The sequence below is a fragment of the Arthrobacter sp. E44 genome (assembly GCF_041877125.1).
Lineage (GTDB): Bacteria > Actinomycetota > Actinomycetes > Actinomycetales > Micrococcaceae > Arthrobacter.
This window is the reverse complement of sequence record NZ_JBHDJA010000002.1, coordinates 82,222-98,456: the sequence shown is the minus strand read 5'-3', so window position 1 is coordinate 98,456 and position 16,235 is coordinate 82,222. Positions and strand designations below refer to the sequence as shown.

Annotated in this window: 15 protein-coding genes; 11 read left to right on the top strand and 4 right to left on the bottom strand. The window is 68.4% G+C overall.

What is annotated here, in order from left to right:
- Nucleotide 1: 1 nt before the first annotated feature.
- A complete protein-coding gene (locus tag ACETK3_RS02580; RefSeq protein WP_237428826.1) occupies nucleotides 2–1,705 on the bottom strand; it encodes an alkaline phosphatase family protein in 1,704 nt (567 codons plus the stop codon).
- A gap of 2 nt (nucleotides 1,706–1,707) precedes the next feature.
- On the bottom strand, nucleotides 1,708–2,886 hold the full coding sequence (locus ACETK3_RS02575) for an alkaline phosphatase family protein (protein WP_373992469.1): 1,179 nt from the start codon (nucleotides 2,884–2,886) through the stop codon (nucleotides 1,708–1,710).
- A gap of 307 nt (nucleotides 2,887–3,193) precedes the next feature.
- Between ACETK3_RS02575 and ACETK3_RS02570 the strand changes: the two genes are divergently transcribed.
- Genes ACETK3_RS02570 through ACETK3_RS02520 form a run of 11 tightly spaced genes read left to right on the top strand, consistent with a single transcriptional unit; the run spans nucleotide 3,194 to nucleotide 13,266 of the window.
- Complete coding sequence (locus ACETK3_RS02570) at nucleotides 3,194–3,550, top strand: SPW repeat protein (protein ID WP_236799434.1); 357 nt, start codon at nucleotides 3,194–3,196, stop codon at nucleotides 3,548–3,550.
- Between the two features lie 15 nt (nucleotides 3,551–3,565).
- Complete coding sequence (locus ACETK3_RS02565) at nucleotides 3,566–3,913, top strand: CU044_2847 family protein (RefSeq protein ID WP_236799433.1); 348 nt, start codon at nucleotides 3,566–3,568, stop codon at nucleotides 3,911–3,913.
- A gap of 5 nt (nucleotides 3,914–3,918) precedes the next feature.
- Nucleotides 3,919–5,265, top strand: coding sequence for a phosphoribosyltransferase (locus ACETK3_RS02560; RefSeq protein ID WP_237428824.1), 1,347 nt, complete (start codon nucleotides 3,919–3,921; stop codon nucleotides 5,263–5,265).
- Nucleotides 5,255–6,586, top strand: a complete 1,332-nt coding sequence (locus tag ACETK3_RS02555) for an erythromycin esterase family protein (RefSeq protein WP_373992468.1) — start codon at nucleotides 5,255–5,257, stop codon at nucleotides 6,584–6,586. The genes ACETK3_RS02560 and ACETK3_RS02555 overlap by 11 nt, the downstream gene beginning before the upstream one ends.
- A gap of 18 nt (nucleotides 6,587–6,604) precedes the next feature.
- Nucleotides 6,605–8,440, top strand: coding sequence for an acetate--CoA ligase (gene acsA / locus ACETK3_RS02550; RefSeq protein ID WP_373992467.1), 1,836 nt, complete (start codon nucleotides 6,605–6,607; stop codon nucleotides 8,438–8,440).
- Between the two features lie 19 nt (nucleotides 8,441–8,459).
- Nucleotides 8,460–9,509: a pyruvate dehydrogenase (acetyl-transferring) E1 component subunit alpha gene (pdhA, locus tag ACETK3_RS02545; protein WP_237428821.1), complete on the top strand. Its 1,050-nt coding sequence runs from the start codon at nucleotides 8,460–8,462 to the stop codon at nucleotides 9,507–9,509.
- Nucleotides 9,506–10,498 carry an alpha-ketoacid dehydrogenase subunit beta gene (locus ACETK3_RS02540; protein ID WP_237428820.1) on the top strand — a complete coding sequence of 331 codons (993 nt, stop codon included), beginning with the start codon at nucleotides 9,506–9,508 and terminating at the stop codon, nucleotides 10,496–10,498. Before pdhA ends, ACETK3_RS02540 begins: the two co-directional genes overlap by 4 nt.
- A complete protein-coding gene (locus ACETK3_RS02535) occupies nucleotides 10,491–11,147 on the top strand; it encodes a biotin/lipoyl-containing protein (protein ID WP_373992466.1) in 657 nt (218 codons plus the stop codon). The genes ACETK3_RS02540 and ACETK3_RS02535 overlap by 8 nt, the downstream gene beginning before the upstream one ends.
- Nucleotides 11,066–11,956 carry a 2-oxo acid dehydrogenase subunit E2 gene (locus tag ACETK3_RS02530; protein WP_336886862.1) on the top strand — a complete coding sequence of 297 codons (891 nt, stop codon included), beginning with the start codon at nucleotides 11,066–11,068 and terminating at the stop codon, nucleotides 11,954–11,956. Before ACETK3_RS02535 ends, ACETK3_RS02530 begins: the two co-directional genes overlap by 82 nt.
- A gap of 22 nt (nucleotides 11,957–11,978) precedes the next feature.
- A complete protein-coding gene (locus ACETK3_RS02525; protein ID WP_237428818.1) occupies nucleotides 11,979–12,221 on the top strand; it encodes an acyl carrier protein in 243 nt (80 codons plus the stop codon).
- Nucleotides 12,222–12,240: 19 nt separating this feature from the next.
- Nucleotides 12,241–13,266, top strand: coding sequence for an alpha/beta fold hydrolase (locus tag ACETK3_RS02520; protein ID WP_237428817.1), 1,026 nt, complete (start codon nucleotides 12,241–12,243; stop codon nucleotides 13,264–13,266).
- 63 nt (nucleotides 13,267–13,329) lie between these two features.
- On the opposite strand, the gene ACETK3_RS02515 is transcribed toward ACETK3_RS02520, so the two are convergent.
- Both ACETK3_RS02515 and ACETK3_RS02510 read right to left on the bottom strand, forming a co-directional pair.
- Nucleotides 13,330–14,631: an MFS transporter gene (locus ACETK3_RS02515; RefSeq protein WP_236799427.1), complete on the bottom strand. Its 1,302-nt coding sequence runs from the start codon at nucleotides 14,629–14,631 to the stop codon at nucleotides 13,330–13,332.
- Between the two features lie 113 nt (nucleotides 14,632–14,744).
- Nucleotides 14,745–16,145 carry a rhodanese-like domain-containing protein gene (locus ACETK3_RS02510; RefSeq protein ID WP_236799426.1) on the bottom strand — a complete coding sequence of 467 codons (1,401 nt, stop codon included), beginning with the start codon at nucleotides 16,143–16,145 and terminating at the stop codon, nucleotides 14,745–14,747.
- Nucleotides 16,146–16,235 lie beyond the last annotated feature (90 nt).

Genomic DNA, 16,235 nt, shown 5'->3' with positions numbered 1-16,235 from the left:
GTCAGTAAGTCGTCGCGTTGGGCAGGATCAGTGGCGGCAGCGGTGCCTGGTCGAAGTCGAAGGCCTTGGCCAGGTCGCCCAGTTGCGGGTTGTTCTCGCGCACGTCGGGCCTCGGGTCCGGCCGTCCGTCGGTGGCGGGATCGATGCGCTCGCCGCCAAGGAAATCGTCCTCGATGAACTTGAAGTAGGCATCCTGGCTGAGCACCTGGTGGTCAATGTAGCCCTTCTTCGCATAAGGGCTGATCACCAGGCCCGGGACGCGCAGGCCGTAGCCGTTGTCGTCCACTACCGGCGGCTGCAGGTGGTCGTAGAACCCTCCCCAGTCGTCCCAGTTGAGGAAGATTGCCGTGCTGTCCCAGTCCGGCCCGCTCATGACAGCGTTGATCAGTCCTGCCACGTACGCCTGCCCGGTGCTGATCTTGGCCGGGGCGTGCTCGCTGACTTTGTCCGTGGGCGCCACCCAGGTGACGGCGGGCAGGGTGCCTTGCTTCGCGGCGTCGTAGAAACCACTCAGCGGCTTGATGTTGCCCTGCTGGCCGTCCTCCTTCACCGTGTCGAAGTACAGCAGCGGGTTCCACAGGCCCGGGGTTTTGGCGTCCTGCTTGACGGGATCGCAGGTGGCGGCGTCGTTCCGACAGTCGGGTTCAGTGCCGTTGAAGACGTAGTAGGCCCAGTCCACCTGGTGCTTGTGGAGCAGGAAGGTCAGGTCAGTCCAGGCGTAGTCCGGCAGTTCCAGTTTTTTGGCGGCCTCGGTGAGCTTCTTCTTCAGGTCGTCGGCCACCGGCGCGGCGTCCACCGCAGCCTGGCAGACAGCGTAGGAATCGGTGGGCTTGCAGCTGGTGCCGATGATCTGGTCGATCTGGGCGGCCAGGTCCGGGTTGATGCCCGCTGCCTCCAGCGCCTCCTTGCACGGGTCCAGGTCCATCCCGGCCTGGCACTTTCCGATCAGGGTGTCCTTGATGATCTGGGGCTCCGGTTCGGGATCCGGATTCTGCAGGGCGTTGACGCACGATGACGGATCTCCACTGACGGTGCACTTGGCCGACCATTCCGAGACCAGGTACAGGTGGGCCGGCAGGCTCCAGGAGGCGGCGGAGGCGAACAGGTGGTCCTGGAGCGTGAAGTTCTGCGCATAGGCCCAGTAGTTGGGCAGGTCCCGGCCGTCGTGGAAACCCATCACGTCCGTGGGCGCACTGGTGTTGTACACGCAGTTGGTGCTGCCGGCGCTGCAGCCCGACAGCCCTTTCTCCGCCTGCGCCACAAACCCGTCCATCGCCCCGCCGTTGATGTCCGCCGTGGCGTCGGCATGACTGTGCGGGCCCCCTGCATTGCTGTCCGCCGAGTTGTAGAAGGGCCTGGCGCAGCCGCCCTCCGCAGGGTCGGGGACGCAGACGCTGGGCTGGCCGTCCTTCATGGGGATCCCGTCGGCCCCGGGATAGGTGCCGAAGTAGCTGTCAAAGGACCGGTTCTCCTGGGTGATGATCACCACGTGCTTGATCTTGGAGATTCCGGCAGCGGCGATGCCAGCGGGACCGGCCGCAGGAGCGGCGTTCGGTGACGGGTTCGCCGGCGCCGCTGCAGGGGAGCCCGTCTGTTGCGGGCCGGCACGGAACACGGTGAAAAGAACGACGGCGAGGATCACCAAAGCGACCACTGCGGCAGCCCCCAGTACGAGCCGGCGTCGTCCGTTATGCTCAGGCCACATCCTCAGGATTCCTTCCGGTAAACGTCGTCGCTGAAGACCCTCGCACCGGGATCTGCCGCCAGTCCCAGGCGGGGGAGGCGGAAGAAGTCCTCGATGCTGGCCAGCAGGCTGTAGTGGTTGTAGGCCCGGTCCGATGAGGTCCCCGCCTCGCTGAACGGGGACAGGACCAGCGCGCCCACCTTGCCGCCCGCCGTGCCGCCGGCCGGTACGGCACTGGCCGGTTCGGACGGCCCGGCGGCGTCGCCCTCGGCCTCATCGAAGGTGATCACCAGCATCCCGTCCTGCTTGTACGCCGGGGAGGACAGGATGGCCGGCACCTGCTCCTTGAGCCAGCTGTCCGCCGCACCCAGTCCGCCGTCCGAGCCGTCGGCGCAGGTGCCGTCATGCCCGTCATGGCAGAGGTTGGGCGTGATGTAGGCAAGGTTCGGGGTGGTGTCCACCGACCGCAGGTCGTCCTTGAGGGCCGAGGAGTTCACCACGTTCCTTGCGCACTCCGGGGATGAGGTGATGGAGCGGAAGTACACAAAGGGGTTGTGGTGGGTGGAGTACTGCTCCTCCGGGGTGGCCTTGATGTGGTTGTCGGCCTCTTCCAGGACCGGGTGCTCGCACGGCTGCTGCATGTCCTCCATGTAGCCCTTCCAGGTTTTGCCCTGCGCCGCCAGTTGCCCTGCCAAGGTCTGGACGTTCTCCGGATAGACGCACCCGTCGCCCTGCAGCGTGCCGTCTGAATTGGTTCCAGTGGCGGTGAACGCGGTGTAGGTGTGGCAGTCCTTCTCGGTGCTGTCGTTGGGGGGTTGCCCGGAAATCTGGGCCAGGTAGTTGGGCAGTGAGTTGTGCGCTATGCCGTAGTAGTTCTGCAGCAGCACGCCCTTCTTCCGCAGTGTTCCGGACAGGTACGGGGCGGGGGAGTTGTCGCCCCAGACGCTGGCGTATCCCTTGTTTTCCAGGTTGATCACGAAGATGTGCTGGGGTGTGCCGGCGGCCTTTACGGCGTCGACAGCGTCTGCAGCGGAGCTTGGGTTTGCCGTGGGTGTTGCCGTTGCCGGTGAAGCGCTGGGCGAAGGCGTGGCAGCACCGGACGGCGTGGCTGTTTGCGGAGCCGGCGCGGGCGCGGGCGCGGGCGCGGGCGCCTGGCAGGCCACCACTCCGGACAGGAACAGTGCCAGAACGGGCAGCAGCATGGGAAAGGGGCGCCTCACCGCAGCGAAGGGACGGAGTGGTCTTCGGTTCACGGGCAACCTCCACGGTCGGGTATTCACCTGCGCCCCAGCGCTGCGGTCACTCTCGCACATCGGAACCGCTATTTGCAGGGGCGATTGCTGTGAGTTGGCAGTGAATCGCGACGCAATGCAGGCGCTGTCCTGCCCTAGGTCTTTCTGCCCTACACCCCGAACAGCGCCAGGCGTTGACTTAAATCGCGGGAAACAAAGGCCCGCGGGACGGGAAACGCACAGGGCGCAGCCGTCCCAAAACAGAAAGGAAAGTTCAGTGAAGAAGTGGTATCGGTGGCAGGACTACGTAGCTGCTGCCGCCGGACTCTTTACCGCGGTGGCGGTCCTGTTCACGCGGCAGCAAAACATGTCCACCACCCTCATGCTCGTCTTCGGCGGGCTCCTGGTGGTCAGCGGCATCATCAACCTGGCCATGCCGGGAACTCCGGCCATGGAATACGTGCAGGCCATCCTCGCAGCAGGACTGGTCCTCTCGCCATGGCTCGGAACATACACGGGCGCGACGGGGGCTGCCTGGACGTCATGGATCGCAGGGGCAGTGGCACTGGTGGTAACAGCGGTGGCCATCAAGCCCAGCACCGACGTCCGCCGGACCTACCGCGTCTCGCATTAGTAAAAGGAATCCGCCATGACCGAGGTGCTGCGGTACGAAGTGGGATCCGGGACCGTGCTTGTCGAGGCTGCTGATGACAGCTACGGCGTGGACCATCCCGCACGGAACGAGCAGGGAATCCTGGACACGGGCAGGCGACTGGAAGATGCACTCGCCAGCGTCCGCCCCGCCGCCCGCGCAGCACTGGAGGCCATGGCGGAACTAACTCCGGAAAAGATCGAAATCGAATTCGGCGTCAAGCTTGCGGGGGACGCAGGGGCCGTGATTGCCAAGAGCAGTTCCGATGCCCACTTTGTCCTCCGCATGTCCTGGGCCCCTGCCGCGGCAGCGGTGCCCGGGGAAGAAATCATGCATGGCGGGTGACAGCTATGGTTGCGTTTCATGACAGGTCCGACGCCGGGCGGCGGCTGGGCAAACGGCTTGCGGGCCTGCGAGGACGGGACGTGGTGGTGCTGGGCCTGCCCCGCGGCGGTGTCCCGGTGGCGTTCGAAGTAGCAAAGGCCCTCGAAGCGCCGCTGGACGTGATCGTGGTGCGGAAACTGGGGGTTCCGTTCCAGCCCGAGGTGGCCATGGGGGCCATCGGGGAGGGCGGAGTCCGCGTCCTGGATGCGCGCACCATGTCCCTGGCCCGGGTTTCGCAGGAGGACCTGCAGCAAGTGGAACGGCAGGAACGGGCACTGCTGGAAAGCAGGGTGGCGCGGTTCCGCCAAGGGCGTCCCCGCATCAACCTCGACGGCCGCACGGTGATCATCGTGGATGACGGCATCGCCACCGGTTCCACCGCCAGGGCCGCTTGCCAGGTGGCCCGGCACCTCGGCGCGGCGAAAGTGATCCTTGCCGTTCCTGTTGCCCCTGCCCGTGCCATCGTGGAGCTGAAGGAACCGGACGACGTCGTCTGCCTGCTCTCGCCCCAGGACTTCCAGGCCGTGGGCTACTACTACCACGACTTCTCGCCCACCGAAGATGGCGAGGTGGTGCAGTTGCTGGACGCCGCCGCATCCCCGGCACGCCGCCGCGCCGAGGAAGGCGGGGACGGGAGCCTGGAGCAGGACGTGGAGATTCCCAACGGCCGGGTGGTGTTGAGGGGCAGCCTCTACCTGCCCGCCAGGTGCGACGGCACCGTCCTCTTTGCCCACGGCAGCGGCAGCAGCCGGCACAGTCCCCGCAACCGCTTCGTCGCCTCCGTGCTGCACGGGGCAGGCCTGGGCACCCTGCTGCTTGACCTGCTTACCCCGGAGGAGGAGGTCAACCGGGCGAACGTGTTCGACATCGCCCTGCTGGCACACCGCCTTTCCTCGGCAACCCATTGGCTGGAGGCACGGCACGACGGCTCGGCCGGCCGGATCGGCTACTTCGGGGCCAGCACCGGCGCGGGCGCCGCCCTGTGGGCCGCCGCAGAGCCCGGCGCCCAGGTTGAAGCCGTGGTGTCCCGTGGCGGACGTCCGGACCTGGCAGGCCCGCGGCTGGCGGCCGTGAAAGCGCCCACCCTCCTGATCGTCGGTGGCGCGGACACGCAGGTGCTGGCCCTCAACCGGCAGGCTATGGCCCAGATGCAGGCCCCCACCCGGCTGGAGGTTGTCCCGGGCGCCACCCATCTCTTCGAAGAGCCCGGCACCCTGGCCATGGCAGCCAGCCTTGCCGCGGACTGGTTCCGGCAGTACCTTCTGCCCGAGCCGGTGGGGCGGTCCAGGCCGGAGGCCAGGGATGAACGCTGACGGCCGCTGGGCTGAGCGGGGTGAGGAACGGGCGGCTGAAACGGGCCAGATCCGCCGCCTCGCCCACCCCCTGGCCACGGCGGACCACCTCGAATCCCTGGTCCGCCTCGCTGCCCCCGCCCGGTTCGTCTGCCTTGGCGAGGCATCGCACGGCACCCGGGAGTATTACCACTGGCGGGCGCTGCTCAGCCGGCGGCTCATCGAAGAGTACGGCTTCACATGGATCGGGGTGGAAGGGGACTGGCCGGACTGCTGGCGGATCAACCGCTGGGTCCGGGGCGAGGCCGGCCAGGACATGGATGCCCGCCGGCTGCTGGCGGGCTTTGAACGCTGGCCCACCTGGATGTGGGCCAACCAGGAGGTGGCGGAGTTCCTCACCTGGCTGCGCGACCGGAACCTGGACCTCCCCGCGCACCAGCGCACCGGCTTCTACGGCCTCGATGTCTACTCCCTGTGGGATTCGCTGCGGGAGATCTTCTCCTGGCTCGAGGCCAACGCCGAGGACGCCCTCCCGGCCGCCATGCAGGCCTGGCACTGCTTCGTTCCGTACCGCGAGGACCCCCAGCGGTATGCCTTGAGCAGCCGGCTGGTGCCACAGTCCTGCGAGGCGGACGTGGTGGCACTGCTGGCGGAGGTCCGGCGGCGAACGCTGGGCCGGATGCAGGATAATCCGGCGGCCTTCGACGCCGTCCAGAATGCCATCGTGGCCACCAACGCTGAGCGCTACTACCGCACCATGGTGCGCGGCGACCAGCAGTCCTGGAACATCCGGGACCACCACATGAGCGACACCATCGACCGGATCGCGCGCCACCACGGACCGGACTCCAAGGGGCTGGTGTGGGCGCACAACACGCACGTGGGCGATGCCCGGGCAACGGACATGGCGCATGACGGCAAGGTCAACATCGGGCAGCTGGTCCGGCAGCGGCACCCCGGAGAGGTGGTGCTGGCGGGGTTCGCGTCCTACGCCGGCTCGGTCACCGCAGCGGAGTCATGGGGATCGCCGGAGTGGGTAATGGATGTGCCTGCCGCCGTACACGGGAGCCACGAGGACCTCCTCAACGAGGCACTGGGCGAGCCGTCCGTCCTGGTGTTCGGTGCCGACAGGACCGGGCCCTGGCTCACCTCCTGGCGCGGCCACCGGGCCATCGGCGTGGTGTACAACCCGCACCGGGAGCGGGGCAACTACGTCCCCACGCGGATGGGGGAACACTACGACGCCCTGTTCTGGCATCCCCGGACCGAGGCGCTGCGGCCGCTGCACCACGAGTACCAGCCCGGCGAACCCGAGTTCGAGACCGAGCCCTCCGGGTTCTAGGCACGAGGGAGGACCACTATGACCATCGGAGTTGAAGGGTCCACGCGCTGGCCAGCCATCACCAAGGACGTGGCCGCGCTCCCGGTGCAGCCCAACATGCTGGATTACGACGCGGCCCGGCGGGATTTCACCTGGGACCAGGCGCGGCGGGCGCTGGCCGGGCTGCCCGGCGGCCGGGGGCTGAACATCGCCTACGAGGCCGTGGACCGCCACGTCGCGGAGGGCCGCGGCGGCAGGGAGGCCCTGCGTTTCGTCAAGGCCGACGGCGGCACCCGGTCCCTGAGCTATGGCCACCTTTCGGAGCGGTCCGGGAGGTTCGCGGCAGTACTGCAGGGCCTGGGCGTGGGACGCGGCGAGCGGGTCTTTTCGCTGCTGGGGCGCAGCCCGGACCTGTATGTCGCGGTCCTTGGCACCTTCAAGAACGGCAGCGTCTTCTGCCCGCTCTTTTCCGCCTTTGGCCCCGAGCCTGTGCGGCAGCGGCTGCACCTGGGCACCGGCAGGGTGCTGGTGACAACCAGGGCGCTGTACCGCAAGAAGATAGCTCCGGTGCGGGACGCCCTGCCCGAACTCCGCCACGTCCTGCTGGTAGACACGGACAGTCGGTCTGAACCGGGAACCCTGGACCTGGCCGCACTCCTGGCCCAGGTCGACCCTGTCGAGGAGATCGCTGACACCCAGCCGGGGGACATGGCACTGCTGCACTTCACCAGCGGCACCACGGGCACACCGAAGGGCGCCATCCACGTCCACGACGCCGTCGCAGCCCACTACGCCACCGGCCGCTTCGCCCTGGACCTGCACCCGGACGACATCTACTGGTGTACCGCGGATCCGGGCTGGGTGACCGGCATGTCCTACGGCATCATTGCGCCGCTGGTGCATGGAGTCACCGCCGTTGTGGACGAGGAGGAACTGGACGCGGACCGCTGGTACCGGATCCTCGCGGAGCAGCACGTCACGGTCTGGTACACCGCGCCTACGGCCCTGCGGATGCTCATGAAAGCGGGCGGTGAAAGGGCTGCCGGACATGACCTCTCCGCGCTGCGCTTCATCGCCAGCGTGGGGGAGCCGCTGAACCCGGAGGCGGTGGTGTGGGGCCAGGACGTGCTGGGCCTGCCGGTGCACGACAACTGGTGGCAGACCGAGACCGGCGGGATCATGATCGCCAACTACCCCGCCATGGACATCCGGCCCGGCTCCATGGGCCGGCCACTGCCCGGCATCGAGGCCGCCCTGGTGGCCAGGGACGCCGACGGCAAACCCATCATCCGGGACGGCCAGGCTGTCCTGGTCACCGGACCGGACACCATGGGGGAGCTGGCGCTGCGGCCCGGCTGGCCCTCGATGTTCCGCGGCTACCTCAATGAGGAGGAGCGGTACCGGCGCTGCTTCGCCGGCGGCTGGTACCTCACGGGAGACCTGGCAAAGCGCGACGGCGACGGCTACTACTGGTTCGTTGGCCGCGGCGACGACGTGATCAAATCCTCCGGCCACCTGATCGGCCCCTTCGAAGTGGAGAGCTGCCTCATGGAACACCCGGCCGTGGCCGAAGCGGGTGTGATCGGAGTGCCGGACCCGGTGGCCGGGGAAGTGGTGAAAGCCTTCGTGGAACTCAAGCCGGGCCACCAGCCCAGCGAGGAGCTGCAGCTGGACATCATCGGATTCGCGCGGAAACGGCTGGGTGCCGCCGTGGCGCCCAGGCTGCTGGACTTCACCGCCACCTTGCCCAAGACCCGCAGCGGAAAGATCCTCCGCCGGCTCCTCAAAGCCCGCGAACTGGGGCTGCCGGAAGGTGACACCTCGACGCTGGAATCCCCGGCGGGCCCGGCAGTGACACTGAAGGAACAGCAATGAGCACCCGCAAGGACCAGCCATGACCGCCCTCAAGAACCAGGGCGTCCCGGACGCGGGGCACGCACTGCACCTCCTGCGGCAGATGCTGCGGGTACGCCGGCTCGAGGAAAAATGCATCGAGCTGTACAGCGCGGCCAAGATCCGCGGCTTCCTGCATGTGTATATCGGCGAGGAAGCCGTGGCGGCCGGGGTGATGGAAGCCCTGGCGCCTGAGGACGCGGTGGTGGCCACGTACCGGGAGCATGGGCACGCCCTCCTGCGCGGGGTCTCCGCCGGCGCCATCCTCGCCGAAATGTACGGCCATGCCGAGGGCTGCTGCCGGGGCCGCGGCGGGTCGATGCACCTGTTCGACGCCGCCACCCGTTTCTACGGCGGAAACGCGATCGTGGCAGGCGGGCTGCCGCTCGCCGTCGGCCTGGCGCTCGCGGACCGGATGGCCGGGCGCCAGCAGGTGACCGTCTGCTTCTTCGGCGAGGGCGCCGTGGCCGAAGGCGAGTTCCACGAGAGCATGAACCTGGCCGCCCTGTGGCAGCTGCCGGTGCTGTTCTGCTGCGAAAACAACCTCTACGCCATGGGAACCGCGCTGGTCCGGTCCGAATCCCAGACCGACATCGCGCTCAAGGCCGCGGCGTACGAGATCCCGTCATGGGCCGTGGACGGCATGGATGTGCTCGCGGTGGAGGAAGCCGCGCGGCGCGCCGTGGACGCAGTGCGGTCCGGCGGCGGCCCGCACTTCCTGGAACTGCGAACCTACCGCTTCCGTGCCCACTCCATGTTCGATCCCGAGCTCTACCGGGAGAAGTCCGAGGTGGCGCAGTGGATGGAACGGGACCCCATCCGCCTGCTGCAGGGTGCCATGGAGGCCGCCGGACAGCTGCCGGAGGAGGAATGGGACGAGCTGCAGGCGGACGTGGACGCGGAGATCAGCACCGCCGTCGGATTCGCCGAGAACGGGACACCGGAACCGGTGTCCGAACTCGCCCGGTTCGTGTACAGCGACCGGTTGGAAGAAATCAACAGTGGGATGGACATCGGCAAGGAGCCAGGGAAAGGCGGGGCGGCAGGATGAAAACCACATACCGGGAAGCCATGCGCGCGGCCCTCCGCGACGCGATGCAGCGCGACGAACGCGTGTTCCTCATGGGCGAGGACGTGGGCCGGTACGGCGGAAGCTTCGCCGTCAGCCTGGGCCTGCTGGAGGAATTCGGGCCGGAGCGGATCCGCGATACCCCGCTCTCCGAATCCGGGTTCGTGGGTGCCGGCATAGGTGCGGCGCTGGGCGGCATGCGGCCCGTCGTCGAAATCATGACGGTCAACTTCAGCCTGCTGGCGCTGGACCAGATCATCAACAACGCCGCCACCCTGCTGCACATGTCCGGCGGCCAGTTCAACGTGCCCATCGTCATCCGGATGACCACCGGCGCCGGCCGGCAGCTGGGCGCCCAGCACTCGCACAGCCTGGAAGGCTGGTACGCGCACATCCCCGGGCTCCGGATCCTGGCCCCGGCCACCCTGGCCGATGCCCGCGGCATGCTGTGGACCGCGCTGCAGGACCCGGATCCGTTGCTGATTTTCGAGCACGGTTCGCTGTACAACGTGGCGGGCGAGCTGGACGAGGAGGCCGGCGCCGTGGGCATCGACAAGGCGGCGGTCCTGAGGCAGGCTGACGGAAGCGGGGACACGGTCACGCTCATCATATACGGCGGCACACTGCCCCTGGTGCAGGAGGCCGCGGACCAGCTTGCCGGGGAGGGCATCGGGACTGACGTGATCGACCTGCGCACCCTCCGCCCGCTGGACACGCACACCCTCCTGGACAGCGTGGCCAGGACGCACCGGGCCGTGGTGGTGGATGAAGGCTGGCGCAGCGGCAGCATCTCCGCAGAGATCGCGGCCAGGATCAGCGAGCAGGCGTTCTTCGACCTGGACGCACCGGTGGAGCGGGTGTGCAGCGAGGAGGTGCCGGTTCCGTACGCCAAGCACCTGGAGCAGGCGGCCCTGCCGTCCGTGGAGCGGGTCATGGCGGCCGCGCGAAGGGCCGTGGGTGCCGGTGGATGAGTTCCGGATGCCGTCCCTGGGCGCGGACATGGAGCACGGCAAGGTGGTGGAATGGCTGGTCAAACCCGGGGACTACGTCCACAAGGGCGACCTCGTGGCGGCCGTGGATACGGACAAGACCGTGATGGACATCGAGTCGTTCCAGGACGGCGTGCTGGCCGAATTCCTGGTGGACATCGGCGACACCGTGGACGTGGGCACCCCCATCGCCCGGATCACCGCCACCCCCGCCGAACTCCCTCCCGCCCAACCCCCGCTCACTTCCGGCGCTCCTTCCCCCGACGCCCGCTCACCTTTGGCAGCCCAGGAGCCAACGCCCGCTCACCAGGGTGACGAGGCCGGGCACCCGGAGCCTGCAGTCAAAGCCGCCCCGCCGGTCCGGCACCTTGCGCACACCCTGGGGGTCGACGTCGGACGCATCACCGGGAGCGGGCCCGGCGGCGAGGTGCTGCGGGCCGACGTCGAACGCGCCGCAGCAGCGTCCGTCACCGCAGCGGCGCCGGAGGAAGCAGCAGCGCCTGAAGAGCCGGCAGCGCCGGCACCCGCGGAAGCCAGGCGGGTCCGGTCATCGCCGCTGGCGCGGCGGCTGGCGGCCGAACTGGGCTTGAGCTGCAGGACGTCAGCGGAACTGGCCCCGGCGGCGCGGTGACCGAGGACGATGTGCTCTCCGCAGTCCCGCCCAGGGGGCGGCCACCCCGCGAACAGGTTGCGGAAGCACCGCCGTCGGAAGCTCCGGCCCGGGAGCCTGCGCCCGAAGCCGCGGAAGAGGCACCACGGCAAAAACGCCCGACGGCGGCCGGCGGCAAGGCTGAGACCCTGCGGCAGGCGGTGGGTGCGCTGATGTCCCGGTCCAAGAAGGAGATCCCGCACTATTACCTGTCCACCACGCTGGACCTGGCGGCGGCGATGGCCTGGATGCAGGCGGCGAACCAGCAGCGGCCGGTGTCGTCGAGGCTGGTGCCTTCCGCCCTGCTGCTGAAGGCCACCGCGCTGGCAGCCAAGGAAGTGCCGGACCTGAACGGCTTCTTCACCAAGGGCGCGTTCCACCCCAGCAGCGAAGTGCACCTGGGCGTCGCCGTCGCACTGCGGCATGGCGGACTGGTGGCCCCGGCCCTGCACGACGCCGACACCCTCAGCCTGGATGAGCTGCGCGACCTGGTCAGCCGGGCAAGGGAGGGCAGGCTGCAGCGCGCGGAGATGGCCGACCCCACCATCACGGTGACCAACCTGGGGGATCTGGGCGTCGAAAGCGTGTACGGGGTGATCTACCCGCCGCAGGTAGCCATGGTGGGGTTCGGCAAGGTCCTGGAGCAGCCGTTTGCGGACAACGGGATGCTCGGCATCCGGCACGCCGCCATCGCCACCCTGTCCGCGGACCACCGGGTGAGCGACGGGCTGCGGGGCGGCCGGTTCCTGGCACGCATCGACGAACTGCTGCAGGAGCCGGACAAGCTGTGAAACCTGCAAGCGAGGAGGAACCGTGAATGAACAGGACGCGCGCCAGGCGGTGGCGGCGGCGATCGGGAAAGTAGCTCCCGACGTCGAGCCCGAAGACTTGGACGGTGCCGCCAGGCTCCGCCAGGACCTGGAGCTGGACTCGCTGGACTTCCTCCGCCTGGTGGAGGTCATCGCGGAGACCACCGGCGTGGACATCCCCGAGGCCGACTACCCTGCCGTGGCCACCGTGGACGGGATGGTCACCTACGTCGCTGCGCACGGGTGAAGCTGCTGTGGGAACGCCGGTGCAGGACCCGGTAAAGCCACGGCGGCGACGGCGCTGGCCGCGCCGCCTGGGGATCACGGCGCTGGTTGTCCTTGGGCTGGTCCTCGTTTCCACCGTGGCCAACCTGCTCCTGGAGCAGCAGGAAAGGGCAACGTTGGTGCCCTATGGCGAGAGGGTAGCGGTGAACGGCGGATCGCTGAACGTGGTCCGGAGCGGGGCATCCCCGAACGGCACCGCCCAGGGCGGGAGCGACGGCGTCGCTTCCACCGGGGGCCAAGGCCAGCCCATCATCCTACTCAGTGGGCTGGGAACTGCGGCCCCCGGCTTGGACTTCGCGCCCCTGATGCGCGAGCTCAAGGGCTTCGACGTCATCGTGGTGGAAGGGTTCGGGTACGGCTACAGCGACATGGAGGCCAGTGCCCGGACCAACGAACACATCAGCAACGAACTGCACGAGGTGCTGGCCAAGCTCCAGGTCCGGCAGCCCTACGTCCTGGCGGGCCACTCCATTGCCGGGTTCTACCTGCTGGATTACGCCAACCGGTACCGCTCCGAGGTTTCCGCCGTGGTGGGAATCGACGTCAGCATTCCCAAACCGGGGGACCAGCCGGTGGCGGAGCCGCAGCCGGGGATCAACTGGGCCAAACTGTTGGCCACCCTCGGCGTGGTCCGCGTGGTAGCCGCGCTGGCGCCCGGCCTCATGGACCCGGACAGCAAGGCCTACACCGACGAGGAGCTGCAGCGGATGCGCACCATGACGGTGTGGAACGTGGGCAATCCTGCCGTGGCTGATGAAACCGCGCGCATCGCCAACAACGCGGCTGCCCTCCGGGGCGTCACCTACCCCCATGACCTCCCGGTCCTCGCTTTCATCGCCGATGAAAAAAATGACAGGACTGCCACCAAAACCGCCGCCGCGGAGAACCTGCTGAAGAACGTCACCCGGCACCAGGTCCTGCCCCTCGAAGGCGGGCACTACCTGCACTGGACGCAGGCTCAACGGATGGCGGAGGAGATCCGGCGGTTCGTTGAATCGGCGGGCTGATTCCAAAGGCAGGAGTGGCGCCCGCTCCGTCGTCTCCGGCATCGACGGCTCGGCCACAAGCACCTACTTCGAGTCCTGACTCTGCCCCTGTCGCAGAGCGTGGTCGTTGCCACGCATCCGGACGGCAACCACCACACCGGACGCTGCGGTGAGAACCGCGACGGCGGCGATGGCGGCGGGGATGCCGTAAAGGTCGGCGAGGACACCGGACAGGAGGGCGCCGACGGCGAATCCGCCGTCGCGCCACAGCCGGTAGACGCCCACTGAGCGGGCGCGCCAGGCCGGGTGGGCCACGTCGCCGATGGCGGCCAGCAGGGTTGGATAGACCAGGGCGGTACCAAGGCCAAGGACGACGGCGGCGGCGAGCCATGGCCCAAAGCCGTGCGCTGAGGCGATGATCCCCAGGGCGGCGGCCTGCACCAGCATCCCCGCCGCGATGAACCACTTGCGGCCCCACCGGTCTGACGCGGCACCGGTGACCAGCTGGGCGGCACCCCAGGCGGCGGGGTAGGCGGCGGCCAGGATGCCGATCTGGCCCAGGCTCAGGCCGGCACCGGCGAACAGGACGGGAAAGAGACCCCAGGCCAGGCCGTCATTGAGGTTGTTCACCAGGCCGGCCTGGCTGGCCGCCGAGAGTGACCGGTCCTTGAAGCTGGTGAGGGTGAAGACCTGCCCGGTGCTGAGCCCGGCGTGCGCGCTGTCCTGGCTGCCGACGTGCTGGAAGGCCTCGGTCCTGGCGTGGTGGTGGGTTTCCTTCACTGCCAGGACCGTCAGTCCCAGGCCGAGGGCAATGTATGCGGCGCCCAGGAGGAAGGGGGCGGGCCGCAGGCCGTAGGCCGTGGCGAGGTAGCCGGTGGCAAGCGCAGTCACGGCTACGCCCAGGTAGCCCGCGGCCTCGTTGAAGCCCATGGCCAGGCCGCGCTGCTTGGGGCCCACCAGGTCCATCTTCATGATGACTGCCGTGGACCAGGTGAGGCCTTGGCTGATGCCCAGCAGCACATTGGCTGCCACGATCCAGCCCCAAGAGGGGCCGAAGATGAGCATGAGTGGCACGGGTACCGCTGCCAGCCAGCCGGCGACCAGCACGGGTTTGCGGCCGTAGCGGTCAGAGAGCGTCCCGGCGAAGTAGTTCATCGCGGCCTTGGACAGGCCGAAGGCCAGGATGTAGGTCAGTGCGCTGGTGTACTGGTCGAGGTGGAATTCCTGCGCGGCCAGCAGGGGCAGGACGGTGCGTTCCTGGCCCAGCGTGCCGCCCACCAGCGCGTTGACGGCCACCAGCAGCATGAACTGCGCCAGGTTCTGCCGCAGGCCCAGCACCGCAGGCGCTGGTCCCGTGCTGCGGCGCGGGAGTGCTGTGCCGTTCATCGAGTGGTTCCGTTCCGTTTGGGCAAAGGGTGGCCCGGGCGTGTGGGGGCACGCCCGGGCCGGAAGCCCGGGCAGGAGGGGGGGCCTGCCCGGGCGGTCTGTGGTCGCCTGGGTTAGGCGGCGGGGACGCTGTTCCGCCACGCGTTCCAGGCGGCGTAGCTGCCGTCGAGCTCGACGACGTCGTACCCGGCACGGCGCAGGGCGCTGGCGGCTACGGAGTTCCGCACGCCGGACTGGCAGTAGGTCACGATGGTCCCGCCAACCGGCAGCTCATCCAGGTGCCACATGACGCGGCCGCCGCTGAGCTGGTACGAGCCCGGGACGTGCCCGGCCTTGTGCTCGGTCTTGTTGCGGACGTCCAGGACCATGGCTGCGTCGAAGCCTTCGAGTTCCTCCGGCTGGATCAGCTTGGGGGTGAAGGTGGGCAGTCCCTCGATGCTGGTCAAGTAGCCAGCCACGTTGTCGATGCCCACGCGGACCAGGTGATCCCACATGTCCTGCGCCTGCTCCTGGTCCTTGGCCAGCAGCACCAGCGGGTTCTTGTCCGTCTCCGGGTTCACCACCCAGGCGCCGTAGCTGGCCACGGACTTGCCGGCCGGAACGTTCAGGGACCGGACCACGGTGCCTTCGTGGACCTCGCTGTTGGAGCGGGTGTCAATGAAGGTCAGGGTGTCTTCCGCCAGTCCTGCGGCCACGATTCCGGTGGAGAGCTCGGGCAGCGGGGTGCGTTCACCCATGACGTCCGGGCCTACGCGGTTTTCGCGCTTCATGCGGCCGAAGTAGGCGTGGGCGTCGGGCTGGCCGTCGAGGAGTTCGTTGATGAAGCCCTGCTCGTCGTTGGCGGCGAGGTAGGGACCCCACCAGGCGTAGAGGCGCTCGTAGCCGACGGTGGAGGAGGGGATGGCACCCAGGGCCTTGCCGCAGGCACTGCCGGCGCCGTGGGCGGGGTGGACCTGGACGTAATCCGGCAGGGTGAGGAACTTGTCGCGCAGGCTGGCGAACAGCTGCTTCGCGCCCTCGAACCTGGTGTCCACGCCGCCGGCTGCTTCGTCCAGCAGGTCCGGCCGGCCCAGATCGCCGGAGAAGACGAAGTCTCCGGAGAGCAGGTAGCCGGGCTTGTCGCTGAACGCGCCATCGGTCACCAGGAAGGACAGGTGCTCCGGGGTGTGGCCGGGGGTGTGGACGGCCTTGATGCTGATGTTGCCCAAGGTGATGATGTCGCCGTCGTAGAGCCGCTCGCCCTCGAACTCATACTGCCAGTCGGGCCCGCCCTCACCGGAGACGTAGATCTTGGCGCCGGTGGCGGCGGCCAGTTCGCGGGTGCCGGAGAGGTAGTCGGCGTGGATGTGGGTCTCGGTGACCGCAACGATCTTCATGCCGTTCTTGGCAGCCAGTTCCTGGTAGACGGCGATGTCGCGGCGGCCGTCCACCACGATCGCTTCGCCCTTGGCCTGGCAGCCGATCAGGTAGCTGGCCTGGGCGAGGTCTTCGTCGTAAATGCGCTCGATAAGCATGGGGTGCTCTCCTTCAGGTAGGGGGAGTATTTGTCTCTGGCAACTATTTTAGATACCCCCGGGGGTATAACGCAAGGGGACTGCCGCCAA